We start from the raw sequence: 10,932 nt of genomic DNA on the forward strand, positions 1-10,932 counted from the left end.
TATCAATCATAAAAAACCCCCTCTATTTTAAGAGGGGGTTTTTTAACTACCGATGCTTATATGATTTTGGGATACCGTTGTGACAATCAAATCTTTTAGTACCCACAGGCAAGTTATTATCTTCCCAATATTCTTCTGCTGATCTTTCGGGTAGTGGCGAAAAACAAAGTCTGTTTGTTGCTGGATTGATCTGTGTGGTACATTCTCCTACTGCATTGCCAGAGTCAGTATTCTAAATACTCTTGTTCATACATAAACCGCGCACCCAAATCGATACAGGCAGTGAGGCCTAATATACTGGTCAATATTAGTGTGAGTTTGATTGTCTGCATAATATCCTCTAGTTATATGATTAATACCCAACCACAGCCGCATCAACGATACGTGGATCAGACGAGCCGTACACACCGCTTGGCGTAATCATAATAGATTGCGTTGAACCCATTGCTGATTGTGGGCTAACTGTGTGACCCATAGATTCGAGCTTTTTGATGGTATCGATATTCAATGCTTTTTCGATACGGATTTCATCAGGCAACCATTGATCATGAATGCGCGGGGCATGCGTGGCTTCTGCAATATTCATATCGTGATCAATCACGTTAGAGATAACCTGCGTCACAGTCGTAATAATACGACTACCACCAGGACTACCTGTTACGATATAAGGCTTACTGTCTTTGAACACGAGCGTTGGACTCATAGAAGACAGCGGTCGCTTGTCCGCTTCGACGCTGTTCGCTTCACCACCTAATAGGCCATAACCATTGGGCACACCAGGCTTAGCAGAAAAATCATCCATCTCATTATTTAATAGGATACCTGTACCATCAGCGACCAGCCCAGTGCCATAAGAAAAATTCAACGTATAGGTATTGGCGACGGCATTGCCGTCTTTATCCACGATAGAAAAATGCGTGGTTTGATCACTCTCGTACGGTAGTGGGTTATTGGCTTTGATGGTAGCGGCTGGCGTGGCTTTATTGGGGTCAATCAGTGTGCGCAGTTTATCGGCATACGGTCTGGCAGTTAGTCCGCTCACAGGGACATCAATAAAATCAGCATCACCCAAATATTCAGCACGGTCTGCATAAGCCAATTGCATCGCCTCAGCCATTAAGTGAATGGTCTGGGCGCTGTTTTGTCCGTAGTCTTTGAGTGGATAGCCTTCTAATATGTTTAAAATCTGAATGATATGAATGCCACCAGAAGAGGGAGGTGGCATAGAGACAATCTCATAACCACGATAGTTGCCTTTGACAGGCGTACGGGCCACGGCATTATAGTTGGCCAAATCCTGTAGGCTCATGCGGCCACCTGCGTCATTGATAGCTTTGACAATTTTACTGGCCGTTTCCCCTTTATAAAACCCATCAGCCCCTTGTGCTGCTATCAGCTTCAGCGAGCGGGCAAGCTCTGGCTGCTTTAAGCATTCACCCGGTTGATAGGCACTGCCGTCGGGTTTAAAAAACACCTTTTTAGTACTGGGCCATTTTTGCAAACGATCACTTAAAGCGGTGAGCGACTCGGACAATCCTGCTGTGACTTCGATACCGTCCTCTGCCAGTGCAATCGCTGGTGCCATGACTTGCCCGCGGCTCATCGTGCCGTGTTCATCTAACGCTTTGAGCAGCCCTGCCACTGTGCCTGGCACACCAACGGCTAAACCATGATAACGAGACAAATCGCTGACGGCATTGCCTTCGGCATCAAGGTACATGTCACGTGAGGCACTACTAGGTGCTTTTTCACGGTAATCTAGCGCCACTGTTTTGCCTTGTTTGGCATCATAAATCATCATAAACCCGCCGCCACCGATATTACCGGCACGTGGCAAAGTAACAGCCAATGCGAAACCAACGGCAACCGAGGCATCAACGGCATTACCGCCTTGCTTAAGAATCTGTAACCCAATATCTGAAGCGAGCGCTTCTTGAGTCGCTACCATACCGTTTTTTGCCCATACTGGATGATGAATGGCATCCGCAGAGTAGATGGCTTGATCGCTATTTGTGTTATTAGTCGTGTTAGTCGTAGCGGTGAGCTTGCTTGATTTGGCGGTCGTAATGCGTTTGGTTTCAGACAGTACGGTTGGGTTATCAGCCATTACGGCTAGGTTTATCGCACTGGTATTAATTGAGCTGTTATTAATGGAGTTGGTTGATGCTACTGGTTCCAGCGCATGAGCAGATACAGACAGTAATAACGCCCCAGTAATCAGTAGCGTACTAGGGTTAAGTAATAATTTTTTCTTGAGTTTGGATTGCTGGGTAGCGTGATGTAAATGTGAGGGCAGGTGTGACATCGTAAAGTCCTTTTTATGAGAGAAGTTAATCAACAAGTATATAGACAAGCAATAGATAGATTATAGAGAGGTATGTCACGCAAAATAACAGAATAACATGAGAATAGGGAGTTGCTATCTACATATGTCTATAAAAATATGAAGAAATGGTGGTTTTAAAATGTATTTTGTTCATTGTGCTACTGCTTTTTATTTTCATAGAGATAGATAGCTGTCTAATACGAGAGCGTTTTAAGTGTTCAGTGAATAAATATTATGGTGAAACCCAATGATTTATGGAAACTAAATGAAAAATTGCGCTATTATCGCTAGCTAGTAATGTTTTGTGATATAAATAACGCTACCAATACGATACTTACAATTGTTTGTCAGCTTAGATTAAGGAAGTCTCATGTCACCGCCTATTTTTCGTAAAAATGACCAGCCAACTTTACCTCAATCATCCGCTCACCAGTCATCGAGCACTAGTAAGCGTCAGTCGATAATGATTGCTGGCTGTGCCATTTTGTCTGTGGGTGCGACGACCATGGTGACAGGCTGTCAATCAAACCCGACCGTCTCATCATCTGCTGCCGTATCAGGAAAGATGATTGATTTTGAAACGGTAGATACCGTACAAAGCCAAGCACAGGGCCGTGCATTTAATGCCAGTTTACATGCCAAGTCTGAACGCTATGCCCAGCTGTTTGACCAAGAAAAATATCCCAGTATAGAGAATCAAGCCAAATCGCATTTATTGACCGCTATTCGCCAGCATCTAGCAACGGAGCATGTGTCAGTCTCGCAAGCCAACTATCAAGCAGCGCCTTTTATCAGTCCAGACAGTATCGATGCCGGCGCTAGCAGTTTGTTTAAGACTATTTTAGAGACCTATGTTTATAAAAAAGAAACCTCAGGCGACTATGACTCGGATGACGAAGTCGTCGAAGAATATGCCTACGACTCAGATGACGACTATGTAGATGCTGCAGAAGTCGTCGTAGAAGATGCTGATGAGCCAGATGACAGTGAATACGATGAAAACGGCTATGACGAGTATGGCTACGATTATGAGGGTTACGACAAAAATGGCTATGACGACTATGGTTTAGATCAAAACGGTTATGATGAAGATGGTTATGACTGGTACGGCTATGATATAGACGGATATAACGTGTATGGCTACGATGATGAAGGTTATGACCAAGATGGCTATGACGAAAACGGTTATAGTCGCAGTGACTATGCTACAGAAGCTTATGAAACTGATGATTATGAATCGGACAGTGCTTTTTCAAAGTTATCAGAATTAAACCCCAAAAGCATGACAGAGCAATATGAAGCCATGCAGATGGCAAAACAACAAGCAGAAATGGCTGGTACAGCAAGCGCGTTCCCCCCTGAGTCAGCGTCAGGCGTGCTTGGTCAAATGCTTAGCATGATTCATCGTACGCCTGAGCAGATAGCCGCATCAAATGAATATCAATATAAAAACCTCATGTTCAGCAGTGTCAGTCAATACAATCCTAAGCAGCGACAAATACAAAGCGTCTACAGCTATGATTATGTGACGCCAACGATTAGCGCATCGGTACAAATACCACTCGCGCTTGATTTTGACAACAGTCGTATCACAGTCGATCCTTCAGTCATTATGCCCATCATGGCAATTGCCAATCCTGACCATACGCCACTACCTAATGAGATGGCATCGCATACCGTCAGTTTTGGTTTGCCCGAGAGTATCACGGCACAATTGCCGCCAGCAGTACTTTATGACGCGGCGATTTCTGCGATACAGGACAGTATGGCAGAGCTGGCGCCTGAGCATTTTAGTGCGGTAGATATTCGTAATGATCGGTTTGCCAAAGAAGTCGGTGCTAGCCGAGCGGTAAAAGTATATTTCGGTAGCCAACAAAGCGGTGAGATGATCGGTAAAACGCTGAAGTACATGTCCAAGTCATTACAAGATTATGTCGATGCCAATCCAGAAAAATATCCTGATGGTGCCATGCTAAAAACAGCCATTGAAAAGTTACAGCTATACAATAAGGGCTATCAAAGTGCAGATGTGGGGTCGCTATTACAGTTGATTGAGGCCATCGGTCCTATCTCGTTTAATCAAATAAACTACTACTATTTAGACAACTCAGACCGTCTGCTTGCCAAGCAGCAACGTATGAATATTGGTGGTGATTTGATGGGTTCTACCACCACCGTACTAAACCAGGTACGTTACGATAAAACCAGTTTTAAAAATCATGTATTAACGCCTTTATTGGCAGAATCTTTCGGTGAAAACGCCAAACCTGCTATCGATGGCAATGCGTGGATGGCAGAACAACGTCAAGCAGAAGATAGGCTAGATACTGCCCGTTATGCCCGTTATGATTACGATAGCGATTATACTGATGCCAGTGACGATTATGCCAGTGATGCAACAGAGTATGACTCTAGTGATTATGATGACTATGATACTGACTATAGCGAAGACTACAACGATGCTGAAGATGATACGGACAACCGATAGAGCGTCATTAGCACTATCGTCGGTTCAAGCCCATATTTATTAAGGACAAAAAATGAAAACAGTACAACAAGCCATCGTAGGTCGTCTGCCGTCAATGCTCAAAAGCCACACTTTATTCACCAGTGCATTCATGACAGGCGCACTATTATTAACAGGTTGCCAATCTACTGGTCTCGGCCAGTCTACGGCTATCACGGCACAGCAAACGCCAACCGCGGCCAAAACAGCATTGGCAACCGCGTTACAAAAACAGCGTCGCCAATCATTCAGTTACCACGGCAATATTGAGATTAATAACGATCAGCAGATTGCCAATGCAAAAGAGGAAAAGTCGGTCGCGTCAGGTTATATAGATGATTACTGCGAAGACACACACGATCAAGCTTACGCTGACTTAATTGCTCAGGCCGACACGCAAAATAAAGATGTTTTGGATGCGGAATATGATGCTCAGAGAACGATGCTAAAAGACAGCTACCTTGAATGTTCAGACGCGTATGAAGCGTGGGTAGACAGTCAGTATGATAGCGATATTACCGTGCCAGCATCGTACCAGCAGCTGTTCGATAATTATGATGACCAATCAAAACCAGTAGACGTGAAAAAAGCGAAGCTATTAGATGCTTATCTATTAAAGCCGCTGTCTATCAACTCTCAAGGTGTCTATCAGCCAATGGCTGGCAAGGCTACCATGCTCGCCAGTGTGCAGTATCAAGCGCGCAATCATCACAGTAGCATTAATCAGCCCATTTATATCAATTTCAAAAACGGTGATATCTATCTCTGGGCAGATAACTTTGCGATGTTTAATTCAGATTTATTAGATGACAAGCTCGGTACAAAATGGCGAAATAAGTGGCTAAAGATAGCGATTGACGATGGCACGCTACCAAAAGGTTTTGGTAGTGAGGTGATAAAGAGCCATTTTGAGGCGCTAGACCGTACCTTTGAAGCCGCACCTGTTAGCCAATTTGATTATGTCGCGCCCAATACACTGGCATCATTGTCTCCTAAATTACCGGAACATCAGTTACCAGTTATGCAAGAAAGTGCTCAAGTGATTCGCCGTGTGCAAAGTGCTGAGAGCTATGAGCAGTTTTATCAAAATTATATGCAGATATTCTATGATCGTATCAGTAAGCAATATCCTGAACTGGTCCAAGATAGTGATGCGTCTGATGAAGCAATCGACACAGAGACTGATAAATTAACCAGTAAAGCATTGGTACAGCAAGTATTGGCAATGCTGAAAGACAGTATGAATAAGGATGCTGAGACGGAAGAGTCAGCATTATTAGACAATACGACCGTACAAGAACTGTATGGGTTTGACAAACGTGGTCAGCTCAAATGGCAGCACTCGCGTAGTGAGTTCCCAAGCAAATATCAGTCTGCTGATAATAAGTCAGGCGGCATCGTAATGGACGCTTTGCAGCAGTATTCTTCTATCAGCTCTAAAGACATGGCATTCCCAAATTTGCCAAGTGATGTGCAAGTGCCGAATGCCAGTAATAGTATTGATGCGCGACAGTATGGTCGTGAGCTGATGCAATATTATCGTGATGGCAATGGTACGACAATAGGCAAGATGGTATTTGATAGGTTACTGATGGCTGAAAGATAGTTTGCTGCTATTGAGGATGGTATGGAAAATTATATTAAATAAGGGAATATATAGTGAACTTTGTGACTATTGATGTTGAAACTGCAAATAGTGATATAGGATCTATTTGCCAAATAGGGTTGGCTAAATATTTAAACGGTAAGTTGATTGATACCTATTGCACTTTAGTTGCACCTCAGACCTCCTTCAGTCGTCAAAATATAGAAGTGCATGGTATTACTAGCAGTATGGTGAAAGATGCCCCATCCATGCATGACATCTATGGAAATATACTGAAGTTTATTGGTGAAAATATTGTTGTTAGCTATACGAATTTTGACCAAAGAGCTTTAAGGCAAAGTCTTGACAACCATAAGTTACCGGTACCAGAGCTACAGTGGGTAGATGCGACTGTATTAGTGCGTAGGACTTGTCAGCGCTTTGCGGTTCAAGGTTATAATCTAGCGAATGTATGTAAAGAATGGAATTATCGATTTACTCATCACGATGCCTTAGAGGATGCTAAAGCATGTGGATTTATCACCGTAACTATCCTCAGAGAGAATAGTCTATCGATCCGTGATTGGGTAGAAGCTAGTGAATATAATCGTATTTATCATCAACAGCGACGTGTAAACAATAAGAGTTATCCACGTAATATTACCAAAACTGGAGATGAAGCAGGTCAATACGCAGGACTTAATATTTGTTTTACGGGAGACTTGAGTATTGGTAGAGCAGAGATTGCTGAGATAGCAGCCAAGAATGGGTTTAATGTGAAAGCAGGTGCTTCAAAAAAGCTAGATTACCTCGTGGTTGGTGTTCAAGATTTAACATTGCTGGCAGGCCACGAAAAAAGTAGTAAGCATCGAAAAGTAGAAGAGCTTATACAGAGCGGTATAGATATTAAGGTTTTGGCAGAGAAAGAGTTTTTGAAATTAATTAAAATATCAGATTGATTTAAATATTTATATTAGCAAACAAAAAAGTGCCTCTATCAAATAGGGGCGCTTTTTTATTTAAAACTTATATCGCTAGATAAAAACCATACTTTTCCGGAGTAGATTATTACATGCCTGATTGTGGACGTTCGCCACGTGGCTCACGATGGTCTGAACCACGATCATCTTTTTTGTCATTTTTTCTTTCTTCTTTCATTTGTGCAAGCTCGGCACGTTGCTCAGCAGTCAATACTTGAGCAATTGCATGCTGGGTTTGTACACGTTCAATAAAGCGTTGCTTCTCTTTTGCTGCTTGTTGATCAGCCAGACGGCTTACTGCGGCATTATTCAATGTGCGGGCATTGGTCAATGCTTGAATCTGCTGATGCATTTGAGCGCGTTCTGCTTTGTTTTCTGTACGATCCGCTTTATTATCGCCATGCTGTTTTTGCATGATGGCTTTAATTTGTGTTTGTTGTGCTTCGGTCAGATCCAGTTGTGACAATGGGCCTCTCATACCACCTTTTTTCATGTCGCCCTTTTTCATACCGGCTTTATGCTGCTTTTGCATTTTGGTGGCCGATGGAGTCGTATCCGTGTTTGCATTGACGCTGGTACAGGCGGTGACAGTAAATACGCTAGACAATACTAATACTGAGCCCAATAGTAATTTTTTCATAACAATACCTTTTATCTGATTGATTTGGTTAAGTAAATATTAAACGGTCATCTAGCAAATACTATTTTTAAGTGCTGTAGATAAACACAATACCTGCTGTTGATAGGTGCTATCTTACGACAGTTGAAGGTTACGAACATTTATGAAGTATTAAGAAAAGTAACGTTTATAGCGAATCGATAAGCTCTTGCCTGATAATATAGATAACAAAGCGATTCAAAGCTAAAGGAGAAAAATATGCCAAATATATTATTAGGCGACGATGACGAAGAGTTGACTCAATTATTACAAGAGTACTTACACAATCACGGCATCCAATGTGACTGCGTTCATGATGGTGAAGCAGTTATAAAAAAACTGAAAATGGCGAGTACTCAGGCGCCTATTTATGATTTGCTAGTGCTTGATATTATGATGCCAAAAATGGATGGGCTCAGCGTACTGCGCCAATTACCGAATATTATTGATATCCCTGTCATTATGTTGACAGCAAAAGGCGAGGAGATTGATCGTATCATCGGTCTGGAGCTTGGCGCTGATGATTATATTACCAAACCCTGTAATCCTCGAGAGCTGCTGGCACGTATCAATGCAGTGATTAAACGCACCAATGCGGCGGTGTCAGATCACACACCATTACCAGAAGGTCGCTTGCATCTCGATCAAAATCAGCGAATTTGTCAAATAGATGGTATTGAGCTGCAAGTGACGGGTACAGAGTTTGATCTATTGGTGGCGCTCCTCAAACAAAAAGGCGAAGTGGTCAGTAAAGAATGGCTATCAGAGCATGTATTGCAACGTGAACTTCAACCTTTTGACCGTAGCTTAGATGTGCATGTGTCACGCCTGCGTAAAAAACTTCAGCCTTTTCATGACGAACCAATAAAAGCGGTTCGTGGTAAAGGTTATCAGCTAGTACTTTAATAATGGAATCATCGATGAATACTCCTAAATTTAAGGTGCGAATCACCCTGTTTTGGCGGCTGTTTTTGAGCCTATTAGTCACTATCCTCATCACTTCTATCTTATCGGTCATGGTAGAGCGTTGGTTGAGTGAAAAAGCGCTCACCGCTCTTATGGATGTGCAGGTCGATACGTTATTGACTAAGCGCCAAGAGATGGTTACGGCACTACAAGCTGGCGACTTGACAGCCGTCAAACAGATGTACCATAAAGACCGATGGCTGATGAATCAGATCAGAGTCTATGATGAGCAAGGTGCCATTATATTTCCGCGTTATCGCGATAGGGATGAGCTGAGGCCAGAACTTAGGCCCTATGGTCAGCAGGCGGTAGAGCCAGCCTATTATCGTGATGGAGAGGGAGAGGAGCCAAGACCAAAAAGTAGACCAGAGGGTCAGCAGGCAACAGAGCTACCATCACTAGAGCCAAAGCTGCCAATACAGCCTAGACGTGATAAAGATATGTCGAATGCTCAACCATCGGCATTAAGCTATCTTTTGCCGCCTATGATTCCGAGTAGCGCGACGATAGCTGACTCTGAGAATCGTCCTGAACTGGCTGATGTGACTGTCGCTCTACCAGATGAGCAAACGGTTATTATACAGTTGCGTCCACATTTGCGTTTTTCTGACGTAGTAGAGTTGCAGCATAGTAATTTTCCCATACGTCTGTTGTTGATTATTATCTTTAGTATCTTGGTTTGTATTTGGCTCAGTCGTACGATGACTCAGCGTATTCGCCGTGTACAAAACACCGTGCACCGTATGATTGATGGTGACTATCAAGCCCATCCAAATTTATCGAAAATGGGAGATGACGAATTGGGTTTACTTGCTAATGATGTGGTCAAGCTGTCAACACGATTGGCTGAAAGCGAGCTGGCACGCAAGCAGATGTTGAGTGACATCTCGCATGAGCTGCGTTCGCCGTTGGCACGTCTGGATGTCGCGACTGAGCTGACTCGAGATTTTGCCCCTAATGCCAGTAGCTATCTAGATCGCATAGACAAAGAGTCAGCACGAATGAATGAGTTAATTGAACAAATCATTCATATCCAGTCACTGCAAATGCAGCAATATACCATCGACAACTTAGAAAACGACACGGTCGATATTGCTGAAATTATCAGTGAGATTGGGCAAGACGTCTGTTTCGAGTTTCAAAATAAAGACGTGCAATGGCAGTGGCAATCGCCCGATTCTGCACTATTGGCAGCATCAACAACTTCTTTGACAGTGTTAGGCAATCAAGAACAGCTGCATAGCGCCCTTGAGAATATTATTCGCAATGCCTTTATGCATACTGCCTCTGGTTCCAAAGTTATTGCTGAAATTAAAGAAATAGAGACAGAGGATAAGACACCTGCGATTCAGATCAGCATAACGGACGAAGGCGGCGGTGTGGCAGAAAAGGATTTAGAGCGTATTTTTCAACCATTTGTACGGCTGGACTCTGCGCGGCATCGTGAAACGGGTGGTTATGGACTAGGACTGGCCATCGTTCATGCAGTAGTGACCGCTCACAAGGGTTATATCCATACTTATAATCGCAAAGACGGGGTGCAAGGGTTGGTGGTACAGATAGTATTGCCGATAGGATCTAAAGAGGGCTAAGAATTCATTATAATTAGCCCTATATAACTTGGATACAGTGTGATGCTTACTTATTTTAAATTTCTATAATGCTCTCATTTGTATTATCTATAGTTAAAATCTAAAGCCGTAAACACTCTGAATCGACTATTACTAGCATAGTAAATACGCTCTTATCTTATATCTTTGATATATCGATAAGAGCATATTTTTAGGTAAATAAGTGGACAATTGTATTTTTTTATGATTTCATACCATTCTTTATATTCATTTTTTGATATATATAAGACAGTCGGTATTAAAGTCAAGACAAACGGCATTGTCTCTCTGTATATATTCG

Annotated in this window: 7 protein-coding genes; 5 read left to right on the plus strand and 2 right to left on the minus strand. The window is 42.7% G+C overall.

Translation table 11 applies throughout. The features are described from left to right. Window positions 1-352: 352 nt before the first annotated feature. Window positions 353-2,305: a gamma-glutamyltransferase gene (gene ggt / locus ACZW67_RS13485; RefSeq protein ID WP_465183680.1), complete on the minus strand. Its 1,953-nt coding sequence runs from the start codon at window positions 2,303-2,305 to the stop codon at window positions 353-355. 391 nt (window positions 2,306-2,696) lie between these two features. On the opposite strand from ggt, the gene ACZW67_RS13490 reads away from it, so the two are divergent. Genes ACZW67_RS13490 through ACZW67_RS13500 form a run of 3 tightly spaced genes read left to right on the plus strand, consistent with a single transcriptional unit; the run spans window position 2,697 to window position 7,376 of the window. Continuing rightward, window positions 2,697-4,814 carry a hypothetical protein gene (locus ACZW67_RS13490; protein ID WP_465183681.1) on the plus strand — a complete coding sequence of 706 codons (2,118 nt, stop codon included), beginning with the start codon at window positions 2,697-2,699 and terminating at the stop codon, window positions 4,812-4,814. A gap of 52 nt (window positions 4,815-4,866) precedes the next feature. Beyond that, on the plus strand, window positions 4,867-6,438 hold the full coding sequence (locus ACZW67_RS13495) for a hypothetical protein (protein WP_465183682.1): 1,572 nt from the start codon (window positions 4,867-4,869) through the stop codon (window positions 6,436-6,438). A 53-nt stretch (window positions 6,439-6,491) separates the two neighbouring features. Then, window positions 6,492-7,376, plus strand: a complete 885-nt coding sequence (locus ACZW67_RS13500) for an exonuclease domain-containing protein (RefSeq protein WP_181416257.1) — start codon at window positions 6,492-6,494, stop codon at window positions 7,374-7,376. A gap of 109 nt (window positions 7,377-7,485) precedes the next feature. On the opposite strand, the gene ACZW67_RS13505 is transcribed toward ACZW67_RS13500, so the two are convergent. Further along, on the minus strand, window positions 7,486-8,037 hold the full coding sequence (locus tag ACZW67_RS13505) for a Spy/CpxP family protein refolding chaperone (protein ID WP_465183683.1): 552 nt from the start codon (window positions 8,035-8,037) through the stop codon (window positions 7,486-7,488). 237 nt (window positions 8,038-8,274) lie between these two features. Here ACZW67_RS13505 and ACZW67_RS13510 point away from each other — a divergent pair, with 237 nt between their 5' ends. Beyond that, a complete protein-coding gene (locus ACZW67_RS13510; protein ID WP_352257950.1) occupies window positions 8,275-8,961 on the plus strand; it encodes a response regulator transcription factor in 687 nt (228 codons plus the stop codon). Between the two features lie 14 nt (window positions 8,962-8,975). Then, the gene (locus ACZW67_RS13515; protein ID WP_465183684.1) at window positions 8,976-10,613 is read left to right on the plus strand and encodes an ATP-binding protein; all 1,638 of its coding nucleotides are present in this window, start codon (window positions 8,976-8,978) and stop codon (window positions 10,611-10,613) included. Window positions 10,614-10,932: the final 319 nt, after the last annotated feature.

Source organism: Psychrobacter sp. TPE 89C, from assembly GCF_055522395.1.